This is a genomic window from Methanosphaera cuniculi (assembly GCF_003149675.1).
In the GTDB taxonomy this organism is placed as follows: domain Archaea; phylum Methanobacteriota; class Methanobacteria; order Methanobacteriales; family Methanobacteriaceae; genus Methanosphaera; species Methanosphaera cuniculi.
This window is the reverse complement of record NZ_LWMS01000005.1, coordinates 21,036-41,727: the sequence shown is the minus strand read 5'-3', so window position 1 is coordinate 41,727 and position 20,692 is coordinate 21,036. Positions and strand designations below refer to the sequence as shown.

Below are 20,692 nucleotides of genomic sequence, written 5' to 3'. Positions count from 1 at the left end.
GAAATATATATAACTATATAAATACTATAAAAAAAAATACTTTTAAAAAAAAATATAGTGAGATGAATATAAAAATGATAGAAGTTGAAATAAAAGCAAAAATAGAAAATCCAAAATATGAGATAGAAAAACTAGACAAACTAGGAGCAAAATACTCCCATACAGAAAGACAACATGACATATACTTCAATGCTCCTGATAAAGACTACAAAAAAACAGATGAAGCATTAAGAATAAGAAAAATACCAAAAAATGACACAGAATTTGAAAAAATACTAACATACAAAGGACCAAAATTAAATGATATAAGCAAAACCAGAAAAGAAATAGAAGTAGAAATAAGCAGTATTACAAAAATGACTGAAATACTAGAAAATCTAGGATTTAAAAAAGCAGCAACAGTAGATAAAATACGTAGAATATTCACATATGAAAACTACACTATAACAATAGATAAACTTGAAAAACTAGGAACATACATGGAAATAGAAGATGTAGTAAAAGAAGATGCAAATATTGATGAAATATGTGATAATATCATGGAAATCTTCAAAAAACTTGATATAACAGATAACTTTGAAAGAACATCATACCTTGAATTACTCGAAGAAAACAAAGAATAAATAAAAAAAGCTATATAAACTAAAAAAATAAAATTATATTATTATTAACTATCAGAAAAAATACGATACAAAAAAAAATATTTGTTAAATAAAGATACTAATTTCATAGAAAAAAATAATGAGAAAAAAACCATAATATGGAGATTAAAAAAAAATATTTAAAGAAAGGGAGGTTAGATCAATATGGACAGATTTGTAAGCGTATATAATGATGAAATAGAATATAATTTTCCAAAAAAAATAAACATATATGATACAACCCTACGTGATGGAGAACAAACACCAGATGTATACTTTTCAACTGATGAAAAACTAGATATAGCACGTAAACTTGATGAACTTGGAGTAGATCAAATAGAAGCAGGATTTCCAAGAGTATCAGAAAATGAAAAACAATCCGTAAAAAAAATAGCAAACGAAGGACTAGATGCAGGAATCATCTGTCTAACAAGAACCAAAAAAGAAGACATAGATGCAGCATTAGATGCTGATGTTGATGGAATTATAACATTCATGGGACTTTCAGACTTACATCTAGATGTAAAAATGAACAAGCCACGAGATGAAGTATATGAAATATGTATGAATGCAATAGACTATGGAAAAGATCATGGACTATTTGTAGCATTTTCAGCAGAAGATGCAACACGTACAGAACTACCAAAACTACTAGATGTATACTCACAAGCACAAGAACATAAAGCAGATCGTATACATATAGCTGATACAACAGGATCAATAAACCCTGAAGCAATGAAATATCTAGTATCAGAGATAAAAAAACACATCAACGTTGAAATAGCATTACATTGTCATAATGACTTTGGAATGGCAGTGCCAAACTGTATATCAGGACTTCAAGTCGGAGCATCAGCAATCTCAACAACAGTAAATGGAATCGGAGAAAGAGCAGGAAACACATCACTTGAAGAACTTACTATGGCATTAAAACTCCTATATAATAAAGACCTAGGATTTAAAACCGAAATAATAAATGAACTATCACAAATGGTATCAAAATACAGTCAAATACCAATAGCATACAATAAACCAATAGTTGGAAATAATATATTTAGACATGAATCAGGAATACATGTAGATGCAATCGTTAAAAATCCACTAGCATATGAACCATTTATTCCAGAAATGATAGGAACCAAAAGACAAATAGTACTAGGAAAACATTCAGGAAAAGCAGCAATAGCTGAAAAACTTGATACACTAAAAATAGAAGTAGATGATGCAAAACTTCTTGAAATTGTAAATCTTGTAAAAGAAGAACGAGAACGTGGAGAACTTATAACAAACGAAAAATTTAATGAAATACTAAAAAAAGCAGATATTCAATATAGGGGAAAAGAATGAATATAACAGAAAAAATATTAGCAAAACATGCAGGATTAGATGAAGTATCAGCAAATGACACAGTTACAGCAAAAGTAGATATTGCAATGAGTCATGATGGAACAACACCACCTACAATAAAAGTATTTGAAAAACTAACAGACAAAGTATGGGATCCTGAAAAAATCGTACTTGTATTTGACCATAATATACCAGCAAACACGATAGGATCAGCAAACTTCCAACAAGTAGTACGAGAATTTGCAAAAAAACAGAAAATAAACAATATATATAAACAAGGTGAAGGAATATGTCACCAAGTACTACCAGAAATGGGACATGTAAAACCATCAAGTCTAATTGTAGGAGCTGACTCACACACATGTACATATGGAGCATTTGGAGCATTTTCAACAGGACTTGGAGCAACAGACTTAGCATTAGTATATGCAAAAGGTGAAACATGGCTAAATGTACCAGAATCCCTTAAGATAAATGTAAATGGAAAACTACCAGAACATACATTCTCAAAAGATGTAATACTAAACATTATCAAAACACTAGGATCATATGGTGGAACATATAAAAGCCTGGAATTTCATGGAGATACAATAGATGCAATGTCACCTGATGCACGTATGACTATAACCAATATGGTAATAGAGTGTGGTGCAAAAAATGGTATAATGATACCTAATAAACAAACACGCGAATATCTTGCACAACGTAATATTACAGATTATGAAATTACCACACCTGATAAAGATGCAGAATATGAAAAAACATATGATTTTAATGTAGATGATCTTCAACCACAAGTTGCATGTCCACATAATGTTGATAATGTATGTGATGTAGATAAAATACAAGGAACAACAATTAACCAAGCAGTACTAGGATCATGTACAAATGGACGCTATGAAGATCTAGCACAAGCTGCTGAAATTCTTAAAGGTCAAAAAGTTCATGAAGATGTACAATTACTTGTATTTCCAGCATCACGTAAAATATACCAAGATGCAATAGATACTGGAATTATACAAACACTACTTGAATCAAATACAATAATCTGTAATCCTGGATGTGGACCATGTCTTGGTGCTCATATGGGAGTAATGGATGATGATATGAAAGCAATATCTACAACAAACCGTAACTTCCTAGGACGTATGGGAAGTGCAAAATCCTATGTATATCTTTCAAATCCACAAGTTGTAGCAGCATCAGCAATAACAGGGGAAATTACAAATCCAAGTGAAATATAATAATATTTTTTCACCTCCTTAAAAATCTCTTTTTTTTAAATCTATTAAAAATGATATATTTATGAGCTAATTTTAAGTATCATGAGTTTTAATTCCTAAAATTAAGAAGAATATGATGGATATAAAAATAAGATTAAATTATAAAAAGATTAAAATTAGAATACTAAAAAAAGTAGAATGTATTTTTTATGTGAAGAAACTTTTTATTGCTTCTTCACAATTATTTTTATTCTATTTTGAGGGTTATGTTAAATATTGCTTCATTATAGATTCGATTTTCTCCTACTTTTATTGTTAATGTTTGTTTTAGACTACTTCCAGTTTTTAGTGTTGGTGTTATGTAGTCAAAGTAGAATACTCCATCTTCTGTTGTAATATTTGTTTTATATGTTTTTCCATTAATTTTATAGCATAACTTAGATGGTTGTATTGAATTATTATGTGTATCTAGTAATTCTATTGGAACTCTTATAGAACTTCCTGCCATAAGTTCAAATGGAGTCATATCTTCTATGTGAATATCTTGTTTTGTAATTTTAAGATTTTGAGTAGCATCACAACGATTCTTATTAAAATCTCCTGAATATACAGCGGTTATATTATATTTACTTGATGCTCTAAATGAGTCTGGTATCTGGTAATTTATTGTTGCTGTACCATTTATTACATTTACATTTGATTGTATGGTTTTACCATTGATTTTAAATGAAACACGACCTGTTGTTATTTTTATACCTGCTAGTTTTAAGTCAGCTTTTATTTGTATCATGTCACCTGTTTGTATTTTTGTTTGATTTGTTGTTATTATCATAGTTATGTTACGTTTTGGTATAATGAGTATATCATTTTTATTTAGTATATTACCATGGTTGTTTATAACATAAGTTAGTGTGTATTCATCATTAGCATATGATACAGGTATTGTGTATGTCAGGTTTAGTTTTCCATCTTTTATGAGTTGTTTGTTAAATATTGTTTTTCCATTGATTTTAACACTTGTTTTTGCATTTATTATGCTTGGTAAGTTGTATGTTATTAGAATTTTAGTGTTATTATCAATAAGTGTATATGTTATGTTTGCATTTGTTGGTGTTAGATTTAGTCTTTGATTATCTATTTTTGCTGTTATTGTTTCATTTGTTGGAATACATGTGTTTATTGATGTTTTATTTAGTGTTTGGAAGTTTTCTTTAAATGTTGCATTTGATGATATGTATATAACTTCAACTAATGGAAGTTCATCATATAATTTTGTATTATCATTTAGTGAATCTAGTGTAACAATAGTTTTAGTTTGCATATTTTCAAGTAGTAGTGTTTGATTTGTAAATGTCATTACTACCCACTTATTTGGTGTTACTCCAACTTTTTTCCAGTTAGGATTATTTTGTGACCACCAATTGTTTTCTATGGATTTAATCATTACATCTTGTGTGTAGATATCATTATTTGTATCTGCTTCATTATTTTTAAATATATTATATTCTACATTTATGTATTGATCATTATATATTGCTCCACCTTTTTTACTTGCCGTGTTTGAGTCAAATATACATTTTCTTGCGGTTATTGTTCCATAGTTTCCAAGTACTTCTGTTGAGTTAAGATTTATTATTGCTCCACCATTTGCTGTGGTTGCTGAATTTTCTGTGAAGTTACACATTATTATTGTAAGATTTCCATTTTCAGTATTTGACCATGCAATATTTTCTATTGCTCCTCCACTTTCACCTGCTGTATTTGATTCAAATGAACAGTTTGTTGCTGTGAAGTTATTAGTGTTAGTTATTGCTCCTCCCATGTATTGTGCATGGTTAAATAGGAAGTTTGAATTTTCAACATTTGCAATTCCTGTTGAATATATTGCTCCACCATAGAATGATTCTGCATCATTTTTTAAAAACAATGTATTATTTACATTTAGTTTTCCAAATGCATTATATATTCCAGCTCCACTTACACCACGATTTTGTACGATACGTGAGTTGTTTATTGTCATATTTCCACGTATAGTATAAAGTGCTCCTCCAACATTATATGTATGATCTCCCGTAAATTGTGAGTTTTCAATTGTTGTGTTTGCTTGGAAGTTGTATATTGATGCTCCCCATGATGCTGTGTTTTCCTGAAATTCGGAGTTTATTACAGTTAAATTTCCTGTGTTATATATTGCTCCACCTTTTGCTGTTCTTAGTTTGCATGTATTGTTTTTTATGATAACATTATCAACTGTTAGTATTCCATTGTTGTTTATTGTTGGTGTTTCATTTGAAGTATGATCTTGTATTGTTATGTTTATAAGATTTAGGTGTGTATTTTGGTTTACTATGTTAAAAAGACTTTTTGTTGAGTTAGTTGTAAGTATTGTTTGTGTTTTATTTTCACCTATAATTGTTAAATTTTTGTTTATTTGTAGTGGATCTAGTTTGTAGTTTCCTTTTTGTAGTGTTATTGTTGTGTTATCATCTTGTGTATCTATTAGTTGTTGTGTTAATGTGTTTGTGTTTATGGATTTTTTAGTGGTTTTATTTGTATATTTAGTGTTTGTTTTTTCATTATCTGGGGTATGTGTATTGGTATTTTCTTGTGTTAATTGTGATGTTTTATCTATTGTATCATGTATAGTTGATGTTTCTTGTGTCGTTGTAGTATTATCTGCTGCTGCTGTTGTTGTTAGTATAAGAATTGTTGTTATGCAAAAAAATATTAATAAAAATTTCTTATTCATAATTTTAAATATCCTCCTGCATGTAGTGATTAACTTTTAAAATATTGTGTTAATAGATAATATTATAAAAATACTTATTATTATAAACTATTATGGTTTTTTTAAAGTAAAATAAAAAAAACTTTATTTTATAAAAATGAAATATTCATACTATATAATTTACTAATAGCTAAAAAATATAAAAAAGATAAAAAATAGAAATAAAATTAACTATATAATAATAAACTTTTTTTTAACATACTAATAAAAAATTTTTTCACTTTTCAATTTAAATAAAATAAAAAAAAAACAAAAAAAGAGGAATTATTATAAAATAATTTAATTTAAGGAGAAAAACTAACAATGAAAGGAGTTATTTTATCTGGAGGACATGGTACAAGACTAAGACCATTAACACACACAGGTCCTAAACAACTAATACCAATAGCAAACAAGCCTGTAATAGAATATGCAATAGAAGATTTACGTGATGCAGGAATAACAGATATTGGAATTATACTTGGAACAAACATGCCTAATAAAATAAAAGAAGAACTAGGTGATGGATCAAAATATGGTGTAAACATAACATACATCATGCAAGGAGAACCTAAAGGATTAGCACATGCAGCAGCAACAGCAAAAGAATTTGTAGATGGTGAATCCTTTGTAATGTATCTAGGAGATAATATCCTAAAATCAGGAATTGATGAATTTGTAAAAGGATTTGATGAATCAGAATTTTCATCCCGATTATTACTACAAGAAGTAGAAGATCCAAGACAATTTGGAGTAGCAGAACTAAATGAAGAGGGTAAAATCATAAATTTAGTAGAAAAACCAGAACATCCAAAAAGTAATCTTGCATTAGTTGGAATTTATCTATTTAAAAATGAAATCTTTGATGCAATAGATAAAATCGAGCCTTCATGGAGAAATGAACTTGAAATAACAGATGCAATACAACAACTAATAGATGAAGATAAAAGTGTAGATTCATTCATAGTACAAGGATGGTGGAAAGACACAGGAAAACCAGAAGATGTACTAGATGCAAATCAACTCATCCTTGAAACAATAGAATCAGATATTAAAGGAAACATTGAAGATAATGTTAAAATAAAAGGACGAGTAATAATTGGTGAAAATACCACAATAAAATCAGGATCAGTAATAAAAGGACCTGCAATAATCGGTGAAAACTGTGAAATAAAAGGGTATGTAGGACCTTACACATCAATTGGTGATAATACCAAAATTATAGAATCAGAAATAGATTCATCAATAATAATAGGAAGTTCAACTATTAAATCAGATAAAAGAATAACAGAAAGTCTTCTTGGTGAAAACTCAAAAATAATAACAGACAAAGAAACATATCCAAAAGGACGAAGCTTTGTAATTGGTGAAAATTCAATTATAAAATTATAGGAGGAATTGATAAAAAATGAAAGCAGTAATACCAGCAGCAGGGCTAGGGACAAGATTTTTACCTGCAACAAAAGCACAACCAAAAGAAATGCTACCAGTGTTTAACAAACCAACAATACAATATGTAGTTGAAGAAGTAGTGGAATCAGGAATAGATGATATAATAATAATTACAGGAAAAGGAAAAAGATCAATAGAAGATCACTTTGACAGATCATTTGAACTTGAATACACATTAAATCAAAAAGAAAAATATGACTACCTACACCAAGTTCAAGAAATAGCAGATATGGCAGACATACACTATATCCGTCAAAAAAGACAAAAAGGATTAGGTGATGCAATACTATGTGCTGAAAAACACATAGGAGATGAATCATTTGCAGTACTACTTGGTGATACAATAACACACTCAAAAGTTCCATGTACAAAACAATTACTTGATATTCATGAAAAATATGGTGGATCAACAATAGCAATAGAAGAACTACCTGCTGAAAAAGTAGAAAGATATGGAATAATTGATGGAGTTAAAATTGAAGATAACACATATAAAGTAGATAATCTTGTTGAAAAACCAAAACTTGAAGATGCACCATCAAATCTTGGAATAACAGGAAGATATGTGCTAACATCAGATATATTTGATAAACTTAGAAATACACAACCAGGTGTAGGTGGAGAAATACAATTAACTGATGCAATAAATGAACAAGACAATGTATATGCAACAGCATTTGAAGGAAAAATATATGATATTGGAAATACTATTGAATGGCTAAAAAGCTCAATAGATATGGCATTAGAATCAGAAGAAGAAAGAGATCTTATCATAGAACATATGAGAGCAAAACTTAGAGAATTTGGAGTATAAAAAAAAATTCTTCTTATATAAATAATTACTTTTTAACCTCCCTCTTAAATAACACCTTTTTTTTAAAAATAGAATAATCATATAAGCTTTAAAAGATGATCAAAAAATTAGTAAAGTTAATAAAAATCAAGTTTTTTTTATAAAAAGAATTAGGTTTATTTTTTTTAAGTTTTAATAAAATTAGTTGAAAAAAAGTTTTCTAAAAAAAAGAGAATATATAAGAAAAATAATATATTCTCTCATTTATTATTTTTTTTGTTTTTTTTTTAGTGTTTTATTGGTGTTTTTGAATAATCACTTGGTTTATTTAATCTACGTAATAACTCATTCCATTTAGGATTTTGAGCATACCAATAGTTTTCATTAATTATGGTTTTTGCACCGGTTACTGCAGTTATTGCATTTCCTATTTTAGATGCATTGTTTTTTACGAAGTTTGACTGTGAAACTGTCATATTTCCAAGGTTACCTATTGCTCCTCCACCTATATTTTTACCAACTGCTTGGTTATTTGTAAAGTTACAATGATATACTGTGGAATTAGCATGTGAATAGATTGCTCCACCAATTGAAACATTAACTGATTTTGCCTGGTTATTTGTAAAGTATGATGAGGAAACTGTAAGATTTCCTGTTTCATAGTATATTACTCCACCAAATGAATTGGTTTTTGTTGCATTTGCAATATTTTTATCAAACGTACAATTTACAAAGTTTGAATATGCAGAATATCCTTCAATTGTTCCACCAAGCACTGTTTCAGATTGTGCTAAGTTTGAAAGATAACGACAGTTATATGACATTACTGCTGCATATTGTGCATATATTGCTGCAGCTGATGCTGATTGTTTACCATATGCTTTATTTGAATTAAGTGTTGATTGATTTATATAAATTCCTGTTCCAAGACTACTTATAGCTCCACCTATACCAAAGATTGTACCATTTACCATGTTATTTTTAAATGTTACTTTGGTTATTACCATATCACCATATGAGCCTCTTATTGCTCCACCAAGTACATTTGCACCTTTTGCTTTGTTATCTATGAAGTTGGTTGAATTAATTATTAATGCACCATCTTGCATGTAGATTGCTCCTCCACCAGTAGAGTTTGATCCTATTGCCTGGTTATTTTGGAAGTTTGCATTAATAATAGTTGTTGTATTATTAATTAAACGTAGAGCTCCACCTTCTGCATTAGGTGTGGTTAGAGTATTGTTTATAAATTCAACATTTGTAATGTTTGTAATTCCAGTTGAGTATATTGCTCCTGCTGAGAATTTACCTGTTGCTTTATTTGCTATAAATCTTACATGTGCAATATTTAATTTTCCATAGGATTTTATTGCTCCTGCAGATCTATCATCTTTTCCAAGTCCATTTGTTATTGTAAGATCTTCAAGTGTAAGTAGTGCATCAGCTTTTGTAACTGTTATTATTGTTTTACCTGTAGCTATACCATTTATTATTGTTTTATAGCTTGATCCTTTGATTTTAACACTGTTGTTTATTAGTATTGTGTTTTCTTTATATGTTCCATCAAGCATGTGAACTGTTCCAAAGGTTGCTACGTGTCCTACAGCATAGTATAAAGATTTAAATGGATGTGCTTTATCACCAAGATTGTTGTTATTTCCTTTATTTGATACATATACATCTTTTAGTGGTGAGACTGTAATATTGTTTATTGAATATGCTGATGAATAGAATTGGTTAGCTTTAAGTGTTGCAACATATCTAAGTGTTAATCCACTGTATTTATATGGTGGTTTATATGTTATTGTTGCTGTTCCATTTTTAATTTTTGCTGAACCTATTTTTGTTCCATTTAATGTAAAGGTTACTTCACCATTTTCTGCATAATGGCTTGTTTCATCCATAACAAATACTGAAATATTAGTTTTCTGACCTACTGTTACAACTACAGGTGATGTAATTAATCGTGAATCAAGTAATGTTACATTTACATAATTTAAGTTATTACTACTTAGATATGATCCACTTCCCATATAGGTTGCATTAAGACGATATACACCTTTTGGATATCTTGGCATTATAAATGTATAGTTTGCTGCACCATCTTTAACTGTTGCATTACCAAGTTTAGTTCCATTTAGTGTAAATACTACAACTCCTCCATTTACAAGTATTTGATTTTTATCTTCTACTCTTGCTGATACTGTTGTTGTCATTCCAACTTTTGCATCAGTATAACGAGTTGTTGTTATTGTACCAATCTTAATTATTTCAATAGTGCTTTTTGCACTACAATTTGTATACTTCCATATACTATCAAATGCTGCTGTTACATTTAATTTGGTTGCTACATTTGTTTTTGGTGTGTAACGTATTAGTGCATATCCATTTGTAATATTTACATATGGTTGTTTTACACCATTTATTGTAAATAGAACTCTGCCTCTATGTGCATTATTTTTATTTTCATCAATAGGTGTTGCAATTATTGTTACTGTTTCATTAATTTTTGCTTGTACTTTAGAAATAGTTAAATATGTTTTTAGTTGTGTTAATGTTATTGTAGCATAAGCTGTTGATCTTTGAACTTTTCTTGATACATTACATATAACTTTTAAGCTATATTCATGATTATCAAATATTGAAGGTATTGTATATTTTAATGGTGCATATCCTTCACTTGTTGTAGTAGTATTTCCTATTGTTTTTTCATTGATTTTATAAACAACATATGCTGCTTCTACTGGATTTCCACGTTCATCAAGAATTCGAGCATTTAAATTAATTGTTGATCCAGCTTTTGATGTTATATTATTTAGTGTTACATTTGCTGCTAGTCTTTGAATTGTTAAGTATGATGTGAAATTTCCTGGTTTATACTTAAAATTTCCACTATACTTTGCATCAAGTCGATATTTTCCAGGATATATCTTTGATGAATCAAATAGATAGGTTGCTGTTCCATTAACAACAGTTAGTTTTGGGGTTATTGTTGAATGATTTAATTTAAATACAACTGATCCTTTTGCATCATCTGCAAGTTTAAGAACTAGTTTTTGTGTATCTTGGAATTTTACAGTTACATTTTTCATGTAAAGTTGTGGATCAAGATCCTTTTCTTCAGGTTCTAGTTTTAGTGTTGTTGAAACTTCATCTTTTTCATATTTTGAATTTCCTGAGTATACAAATGTTAATTTGTATGTTGCAGATTCAAATGTTGTTGGTATCATGTATGTATACCTTACAAGCATTGTATCTGCTTCAAGTTTTATTGGATCTGATATTGTTTTTCCATTTATTTTAAATACACCTTTTCCAGTTGCATCTGGATTTTTTATTGCTGTAAATGTTGCTTCTTTTCCTGGTGTTATTGGATCATCATTTATAGATAATGATGGTGTTAGTTTAGATGAGTTTGTGTTAGTAGAATTTGTTGTATTTTGCTGTGTTTGTGTATTATTATCTTTTTTAATTATCTTATCAGATTTTGTATTTTGTAATACTTTGGTGTCTTTTTGTGTATTTTTTGTTTTTTCACTGGTTGTTTCAATTGTTTTTGAGCTTTCTTGCTGAGTATTAGTTTCTAAGTGATTATTTTTAACATTGGAAACCATATTATTTGACATATGATCTATCTGGTTATTATCATCACAAACTACAGATGATGTTGTTATATCATCTGATGCTGCTGAGATTGTAGATGTTGTGAGGATAATAAACATTATAGTTAAAATAATCAAGATAATATGATTATTTTTAATGTTAATAATTTAACCTCCTTTTATTATTAATACTTGAAAAATATTTTTCCATTAATTTTAATATTCTCCATGATAAGTTATTTTGATTAAAGTATTATATAAGATTATTTATTAAATTTTGATTAGTTAGTATTTAATTAATTAAAATAAGTAAAATTGAACTATTTTTAGAAAATATAAAAGCAAATAGAATTACAATTATTAGATTTTTTTTAAAAAAAATAAAGTAATTTTATTAAACTTAAAAAACTAAATATAAACTTATAAAAAATCAAAAAATATTATTTAATAAAATAATGGTCAAATAATCAATATTTCTTTAAATATAAGTGTTTGTTTTTTTATTTTATAAAACAAATAAAGGGAGGTATATGATGTTAGATCAGCTAATGCAATATGGAATTTTAGCAGCAGTTTTAATATTTGGTTTAAAAATTGGGTTAGCTCTTGGTTTTTCAGGAATTAAGAAAAGAACTGTTGGCTATATATTAATAGGATATGGAGTAGGACTAACAGTATTATCATATCTCGCACAGCCATATACAGAAATATTATATAATTTTGTATATAATTACACCTCATACATCTTTGCTGTAATTGCTGTAATTATTCTTGTTACAGGATTTAAAACAATACATGACTGGAAAGTCACAGGTAAAGATGTAGGTTCTGCAACAAGTATGGCAGTAGTAGCACCATGTCCATGTTGTTTTGGAGCAATACTAACAACAATATTACTAGTTGCACCAATGAGTACAATACCAACAGTATCATTAGGAGCAATATCTGCAGTAGCATTGGTTGTTGTTATGGGTGTAACATACCTACTTTCAGGTAAAATTGTTCAAAAAGTACACAGACCATATCCAATTGTACTAGGAGACTTCATGATTTTTATGGGAATGTACTTCGTATTATGTCTTATGATATTACCAAACATAGAACTTGTAACTGTGGGAACACCAATAGAAATACAATCAATTACAAGTGTTCTTAAAATGGTTGTAGTAATTGCAGTTATAATGATAATTGGAGTAATATATGCCAAAAAAAGAGATGAGTATATACAATACTAATTAAAACAGACAACGAAAAGAGTTTTAAACTTTTTTAAAAACAACTAATAAAAAAAAAGATATTAAAAAAAATGGAGGATAAAATGGCCAGTACAATACCTGGTGGAGATATATTATCTGGAGTTTTAAATGTAATAGCACAGAGTCTATTACTTCCAGTTATGATTTTACTTGTAATATTCATAATATTTGCAATTATTGAACTTGGATCAATACTAGCTGAATATACAAGTCGTAAAAAAATTACAAGTCAAGAAAAAGCAAAACTTATTGAAGATATTACTGTCTCCCCTAAAGATCAAATGTGTAATTTCATCAATAACTCAAATTTTAATAAACGTGATAAAGAAATACTCTGTATTATTGCAAATCTTAATACTACAGAATATGACAGTACAACACGTGAAATCCTTGCACGAAACCTTCTTGAAGGACAAGAAAATAATGTGCTAAAATCACTTGAAAAAGATGATATTGTAGCAAAAGTTGGATCTGCATGTGGACTTCTTGGTACAATTATACCTATGGGTCCAGGACTTGCAGCACTTGGTGCAGGGGATATGACAACATTAACATCAAACTTAACAGTTGCATTTAACACAACAACTGCAGGACTTGCTGCAGGTTCATTATGTTATGTTATAGCAAAAATAAGAAGACGATGGTATCAAAAAGATATCGGAGACTTATATGATGTTGCAGAAGCAATACTTGAGGTTTTAAAATGTCATTAAGAAGAAGTGGATTAAGGCAAATGCCAGAAGAAGATATAGATCCAATGGCATCAGCTGTTAACTTAACTGATATTATGCTTGTACTTGCTGTGGGATTTCTAATATTTGCTGTTATGTCAACAGGAGCAACTAGTATTTCACAAGCAAGTCAATCACAATCAAGTCCAGCTCAAACTACAGAACTAAATGAACAAACAACTGAACTAAATGAACAACCAGAAGCTGTAACATCATCAGGTTCTGGATATGAACAAAAAGGTACAGTATATCAAGATCCAAAAACTGGAAAAATGGTAATGGTATCATCGTAGTTCTGAAATTATAAAAGTAAAATAAAATTATTAAAATCATAAATTAGAGCGTTATTTTACTTTTTTTCTAATCTCCTTTTTTAATTTTCTAACTTATTTTAAAAATATTAAATTTAATCAATAAAATTTTATAAATTCCTATTAATTCGAATATAATAAATTAAATTTTAACTTTTTTTTAAAAAACCTTATTAATTCAAACAACATATATAGATAATACATAAAAGGATAAAAAAAATTTAAATTTTTTTTTTAATTTTTAGAAATTTCTTTATGAATTATATCAAAAAATAAAGGTGACATTATATGAAAACCATAAATAAGTTATTAGTTGTCACACTAATAATGATAATGGTTGGCTTAGGTTGTATAAGTGCAGCAGATAACAGCACAACAGCAACCCCAGTATCAGCTGATACAAGTATAAGCGAAGATATTCAATCACCTAGCGAAAGCATACAAACTACACAAAAAACTGTAGAAAAATCAGTACAAACTGATAATGCTAAAGAAGTAAAAAAAGCAACCACTACTTCAAAAGCTATAAGTGAAAATATCAACACAACCAAAACAACAAATAAAAACATAAAAAGTGACAAATCAACAACAAATAAAAATCTAACATCAAATAATGATAAAAAAGAAACAAAGCAAGCACTGGAAATTACCATAACACAAAAAGAGCATGGTATGTATTTCAGATATAATAATGAAACACAACTAACAGAATCAACAAACTTAATAACAGCAGGATCTACAATCATCCTTAGTGGAGAATTCAGAAATGTAAACTTCACAATAGACAAACCAAACATTACACTCAAAGGTAAAAATAACGTAAGACTATATAACTGTACAGTAACAGTTGCAGGACTAAACTCAGAAAATGCAACAGTTGAAAATCTAAGAATTAACAACTCAAATACTTATGGTACAGGAATATATATAAATGTAACAAAAAATGTTACAATTAGAAATAATGTAGCATTTGTAAATGGACCATTTGGATTTGCACTTGCAGCAGATAAAATGAACAACAGTCTCATTGAAGGTAACACCCTTGAAACAGCATATCGTACAGATACAATACGTACACACACAGCAGCAGCATTTGGAAATTGTTACTTTAATAACATTAGAAATAACAAAGTAACAAGTGATGCAGCAAATGGTATCTACTTTTCAGTATATGGATCAGGATTATTCCAAGGAGGATACTGTGATGATAACAATGTAACAGGAAACCGAGTTTTAGGTGGAAATACATCATGGTCATACTCAATTGAAATTATGGGAACAAGAAATATTATTAGTAATAACACTGTAAATCATGCATACCGTGGAATATCAACACAGGATTTCACAAACAACACAATTACAAGAAACTATGTAAATGCAACATCACAAGGAATATATGCATGTGAAGGTGCTATTGTAACATATAATGAAGTTCATGTAAATGATACAACAACTGGTATTGAAATTGGAGGTAATGGAGTACTTGTTAAAAATAACAATATTTCATCAAATGCTGGAAGTTGTATTGTAATAAATGCAAATGATGCAATAATTGAAAATAACTATCTCTGGTCAACAGAATCATACGCTATATACTCAAAAGGACAATACAAAAATATTATAATAAGAAACAACACCATGACTGCACAAAAAATGGGTATACTATTTAGACGTCAGTCAACAACAAAAAGAATAAACAATGTTCTTGTATCAAGAAATGCAATACAATCATTTGGTGAATGTGCAATAGACTTCTCAGATGCAGGAGCATATAACCCTGATGATATTAATATAACAGTAGATGAATCAAATGTACTTAACTGTAGTTTAGGTATGGGACGAGATAAAGCATACATCCCACCATCCACAGCAAATAAAGATGATATGCCAGAATCAAATAAAACATACATAGTAACTGATGATACATATTACAGCTACTTTAATGATGACTTCTCTGTAAATACTAAAAAAGTTCTTAAAAATGATACAATCATACTCAAAGGAACTTTCAAAAACAAAAAATTTATCTTCCCAATAAAAGTACATGTAATTGGACAAAATTGTATAATAAATGACGGTACATTAACACTAACAGAAGATGCATCAAATTCAACAGTAACTAATATAACAATTAGAAATACAAGAACAGATAATATTGCTAATACACATGCAATTGAAGTTAAAGATGTATCAAATTGTAAAATTATAAACAACACAGTATACAACTTTGATAACTGGGAAAGTATTGGAATATGGTTATATGGAGCAAATGGAGCTACTGTAGTAAATAATAAAGTATTTACATCAGGTGACTACATAAACTATGCAGTTACAGTTTATGCAACAGATATGAGTAATATAACAAATAACACTATCACTGTAAATCAATCATCAAAAAGATTAGAATATGATGATGAAATAATGTTAAATGGTGAAATGGGAACAATAAAAGAATTACTTCATGCATATGGAATTATACTTTTATACTCATCACGTAATACAATTGAAGATAACACAGTTATTGGAATATCAGAATTTAAACAATACACAGCACCAGAAACAGATTGTAAAAATAGTGTAGTTGGAATAGATATATACTATGATTCAAATTATAACTTAGTACAATCAAACAACATTACTATGACAAGCTTTGGACCATACACCTATGGTATGGGAGTTCTAGGATCACAATGGGGTGGATCATTAGAATCAAACAATGCAACAAACAATAGCTTCTATAAAAATACAGTAACTGTAAATGGAGGATATTTTGCAACAGGATTTATATCAGGATTAAATAGTGTAAATACAATAGTTGAAGATAATGTATTTAATGTAAATGCATTACATAACAAAACACAATATGGTGACTATGTATATGGATGTACACTAGAAGCATCACAATTTAACTATATAAATAACAACGTATTTAACCTAACAGGAGCAGCTGTATATTCTGTAGAAATATTTGACTCAATTAATAACTTAATAAATGGTAATGATATCTATGCTAAAGGATCATACATTTATGGTATTGCAGGATACCGTGCAAATGATAACAATATAACATCAAACAAATTTGATTTAAGAAATGGAAGCTATGGAAAAGTTTCAGAAGCAAAACATAGTGATGCAATAAGATATGGAAATGCTGGTATATACTTTGAAACCAACAGTTTCAGAAATAATATATCATACAATACAATAAACACAACAGCACAATACACTGCAAATTTAACATATCAAGCAGTAAATAACACAATTGAACAAAATGCACTACAAGCAAATAAATTATTTGGAGATGAATCTGTACTTAATGATCATAAAACAAATGTAATTAGAAATAACTTCTTACACTTCACAACACTAAGTATAAAACCTATAAAAGCAACAGTTGGAGCACCATTTACAGTAAATGGAGTAGTAACAGCAACAACAAATGATTTAACAAACCTTACAGTAAGTGTAAGAGTAGTTGGATCAAACCTTGGAACTGTAAAAGTAAATAAAGATGGAACATTTGCACTTAAAGTAAATTTAACAAGCTACTTTAAACCAACAAAATTTTATTTAGTTGGAAGTGTTAGTGGAACAAACTTCCAAAATACCACAACAATAGCAATACTTGATCTTAACAAAACAAAAACAGATAGTATTGTTAAAGTAACCCAAGTAAGTGCATTACCTGGTGAAAATGTAACATTTATCGTAGATGTAGAAGATTACTTTGGAAGTAAACTATCAGGTGAAGTAACAATTAAATTAGATGAAAAAGAAATCACTACAGAAAACCTAACATTAGGACGTGCAACATACAAATACAAAGTACCAATGAACACTAAAAATGGTATATACAATATTACCGTAATATACAGTGGTAATGATGATCATCTTGCATCAGAAGGAAGCAGTAAACTATGCATCCTTACAACAACAGCAACCACAGTATCAAGTTCAACAGGTGCAATTGGTGATAAAGTACCAATAACAGGTAAAGTAACATCAAATGGTAAAGCAGTAAATAAAGGAACAGTTACAATAACTGTAAATAACCAAAAAGTAGGAACAGCTTCAGTTAAAAATGGAATATTCACATATAACTACACAATTCCATCAACATTCACACGTGGAAGCTACACAATAAAAGCTCAATACAATGAAAATGAAGAACTTGCAACTTCCATGGCAACTAATAAATTAAACCTTGTATTAAAACCAACAGTATTAAACTACAATACAACATATGCAACAGTAGGTCAAAATACAACAATAAAAGTTGGAATAAATGATAATACAGGAAAATTATTTGCAAAATCAGGTATTGTTACAATTTCAATAAATGGAGTACAACTTAAATATGCTAATGGATCAGCAATTGAAGCTGGAATAAAAGGACAATCCGGATATGTAATATTCACATTTAATGCACCAGCATCACTTGTAGGATCAAACAACATTTCATTTACATTTAAAGCAAACAACCAATTTAACACAGCATCAAAAACATTTACAAATGGACTTATAATATATGCAGCACAACCAACAATAACAGTAAACAACTACGCACAACTTGTAAGTGCAATTAAAAACCTTAAAACACAGAAAAACTTAAATCCAAATGGAATAGCAACAATAAAATTAAACAAAGGAAACTACAATATAACCGAACCAATCACATGGAATGGTGCAACAATAAAAACATTAAGAATTATTGGAAATAATAACTTACTTGATGGAAATAAAAATAAACAATTCATAACAGTAGATAAAGGATACACTCTTGAACTACTAAACTTCAAAATACAACGTACAAATGCTCAACGTGGATCTGTAATATACAACAAAGGAACAGTAAACATATATGATTCAATATTCCTTAATAATACAGCAAAATCCAATGGTGGAGTAATATACAACGATCAAGGAAAACTAAAAGTACTAAACTCATCATTCTCAAATAACATAGCTGAAAATGGTGCAATAGTATACAATAACAATGGAACAATCAACTTAACAAAAGGATACTTCTCATTTAACACAGCAAGTCGTGGAGGAGTAACCTATGATATGGGAAATTCAATAATTACAAATTCCATATTCAAAAACAATAATGCAAAAGTAAATGGTGGAGCAAACTTCAATGATAAAAACACAATGACAATCACAAACTCCAACTTCACAAACAACAAAGCAGGAAACTATGGTGGAGCAATGTACAACAACAACTATGCTAAAATGAACATAACATCATCCAACCTAAATAACAACTACGCACCAAATGGAGGAGTAACAGCAAACTATGGAACAATCATCATAAGATCATCCAACCTAAATAACAACAATGCATCCAGAGGAGGAGTAAACTACAACTTCCGTGAACTCCAAATCATCAAATCAACATTCAAAAACAACAAAGTAACAACAAACGCAGCAGTAACATATAACGATAAAGGAACAGTAACAATAACAGATTCAACATTTGAATCAAACAAAGCTACAGGAAATGGTGGAGTAAACTACAACAACAATGGAAAAATAACAATAACAAACTCAAAACACAACAAAAACACAGCATCCAGAGGAGGAGTAAACTACGATTTCGGTACAATGACAATTAATAAATCAACATTCACACAAAACACAGCAACAATAAATGGTGGATGTAACTTTAATGATAAAAACACAATGACAATCACAAACTCCAACTTCACAAACAACAAAGCAGGAAACTATGGAGGATGTAACTACAACAACAACAAACTAAACATGAACATTACAGGATCACTATTTACAGGAAACTATGCACCAAATGGTGGAGTAAATGCAAACTATGGAACAATGATCATAAGATCATCCAACTTAAATAACAACAATGCATCTAGAGGTGGAGTAAACTACAACTTCCGTGATCTACAAATCATCAAATCAACATTCAAAAACAACAAAGTAACAACAAACGCAGCAGTAACATACAATGATAAAGGAACAGTAACAATAACAGATTCAACATTTGAATCAAACACAGCAAATGGTAATGGTGGAGTAAACTACAACAACAATGGAAAAATGACAATAACAAACTCCAAAAACATTAAAAACACAGCAACACGTGGTGGAGTAAATTACAACTTCGGTACAATGACAATTGATAAATCAACATTCACACAAAACACAGCAACAATGAACGGTGGAGTAAACTTTAATGATAAAGGAACACTCACAATCAAAAATTGTAATTCCACATCAAACACAGCACAACGTGCAGCAAACACATACAACAACGTAAATGGTATTCTAAAAACAGAAAACCTAAAATCACAAAATGAAAAATCCACACTTAACCCAGAAAACATCCTAAACTTTGGAAAAAGATTATAATCAAAAAAAAAACTTTAGAAGTAATATAAATATCAAAATATATATTACTTCAAACATCAACCCCTTTATTTTATACTAACTATTTTTAAATTCAAATAATAATTATAAAACTAAATTATAAAAGCTTCTATTAAAATTAATAAGATCCTTTCTCATATTTTTTGATTTAAGCTTGAAAAATAGGCTATTTA

At 28.9% G+C, this 20,692-nt stretch carries 11 protein-coding genes; 9 read left to right on the top strand and 2 right to left on the bottom strand.

What is annotated here, in order from left to right; translation table 11 throughout:
• The first annotated feature begins 74 nt into the window (after window positions 1-74).
• The 3 genes from cyaB to hacA all read left to right on the top strand — a co-directional run bounded on the left by cyaB (window position 75) and on the right by hacA (window position 3,232).
• Window positions 75-623 (top strand): class IV adenylate cyclase, encoded by a 549-nt coding sequence (cyaB, locus tag MSCUN_RS00970; protein ID WP_095608957.1) that lies wholly within the window; start codon window positions 75-77, stop codon window positions 621-623.
• Window positions 624-806: 183 nt separating this feature from the next.
• A complete protein-coding gene (locus tag MSCUN_RS00965) occupies window positions 807-1,988 on the top strand; it encodes a homocitrate synthase family protein (protein WP_095608956.1) in 1,182 nt (393 codons plus the stop codon).
• A complete protein-coding gene (gene hacA / locus MSCUN_RS00960) occupies window positions 1,985-3,232 on the top strand; it encodes a homoaconitase large subunit (protein WP_095608955.1) in 1,248 nt (415 codons plus the stop codon). Before MSCUN_RS00965 ends, hacA begins: the two co-directional genes overlap by 4 nt.
• A gap of 226 nt (window positions 3,233-3,458) precedes the next feature.
• Here the strand turns inward: hacA and MSCUN_RS00955 are convergent, their stop codons facing one another.
• Window positions 3,459-5,960 carry an Ig-like domain repeat protein gene (locus MSCUN_RS00955; RefSeq protein ID WP_095608954.1) on the bottom strand — a complete coding sequence of 834 codons (2,502 nt, stop codon included), beginning with the start codon at window positions 5,958-5,960 and terminating at the stop codon, window positions 3,459-3,461.
• 342 nt (window positions 5,961-6,302) lie between these two features.
• Here MSCUN_RS00955 and MSCUN_RS00950 point away from each other — a divergent pair, with 342 nt between their 5' ends.
• Both MSCUN_RS00950 and galU read left to right on the top strand, forming a co-directional pair.
• A complete protein-coding gene (locus tag MSCUN_RS00950) occupies window positions 6,303-7,370 on the top strand; it encodes a glucose-1-phosphate thymidylyltransferase (RefSeq protein ID WP_095608953.1) in 1,068 nt (355 codons plus the stop codon).
• Between the two features lie 16 nt (window positions 7,371-7,386).
• Window positions 7,387-8,244, top strand: coding sequence for a UTP--glucose-1-phosphate uridylyltransferase GalU (gene galU / locus MSCUN_RS00945; protein ID WP_095608952.1), 858 nt, complete (start codon window positions 7,387-7,389; stop codon window positions 8,242-8,244).
• A gap of 266 nt (window positions 8,245-8,510) precedes the next feature.
• Here galU and MSCUN_RS00940 read toward each other — a convergent pair whose 3' ends face one another.
• Window positions 8,511-11,945 carry an Ig-like domain-containing protein gene (locus tag MSCUN_RS00940; RefSeq protein WP_143744871.1) on the bottom strand — a complete coding sequence of 1,145 codons (3,435 nt, stop codon included), beginning with the start codon at window positions 11,943-11,945 and terminating at the stop codon, window positions 8,511-8,513.
• 410 nt (window positions 11,946-12,355) lie between these two features.
• Here MSCUN_RS00940 and MSCUN_RS00935 point away from each other — a divergent pair, with 410 nt between their 5' ends.
• The 4 genes from MSCUN_RS00935 (at window position 12,356) to MSCUN_RS00920 (ending at window position 20,501) form a co-directional block, all read left to right on the top strand.
• The gene (locus tag MSCUN_RS00935; RefSeq protein ID WP_095608950.1) at window positions 12,356-13,060 is read left to right on the top strand and encodes a DUF2162 domain-containing protein; all 705 of its coding nucleotides are present in this window, start codon (window positions 12,356-12,358) and stop codon (window positions 13,058-13,060) included.
• An 83-nt stretch (window positions 13,061-13,143) separates the two neighbouring features.
• Window positions 13,144-13,794, top strand: a complete 651-nt coding sequence (locus tag MSCUN_RS00930; RefSeq protein WP_095608949.1) for a MotA/TolQ/ExbB proton channel family protein — start codon at window positions 13,144-13,146, stop codon at window positions 13,792-13,794.
• Window positions 13,785-14,105 (top strand): DUF2149 domain-containing protein, encoded by a 321-nt coding sequence (locus MSCUN_RS00925; RefSeq protein WP_095608948.1) that lies wholly within the window; start codon window positions 13,785-13,787, stop codon window positions 14,103-14,105. Before MSCUN_RS00930 ends, MSCUN_RS00925 begins: the two co-directional genes overlap by 10 nt.
• A 306-nt stretch (window positions 14,106-14,411) precedes the next feature.
• Complete coding sequence (locus MSCUN_RS00920) at window positions 14,412-20,501, top strand: right-handed parallel beta-helix repeat-containing protein (protein WP_109582947.1); 6,090 nt, start codon at window positions 14,412-14,414, stop codon at window positions 20,499-20,501.
• Window positions 20,502-20,692: the final 191 nt, after the last annotated feature.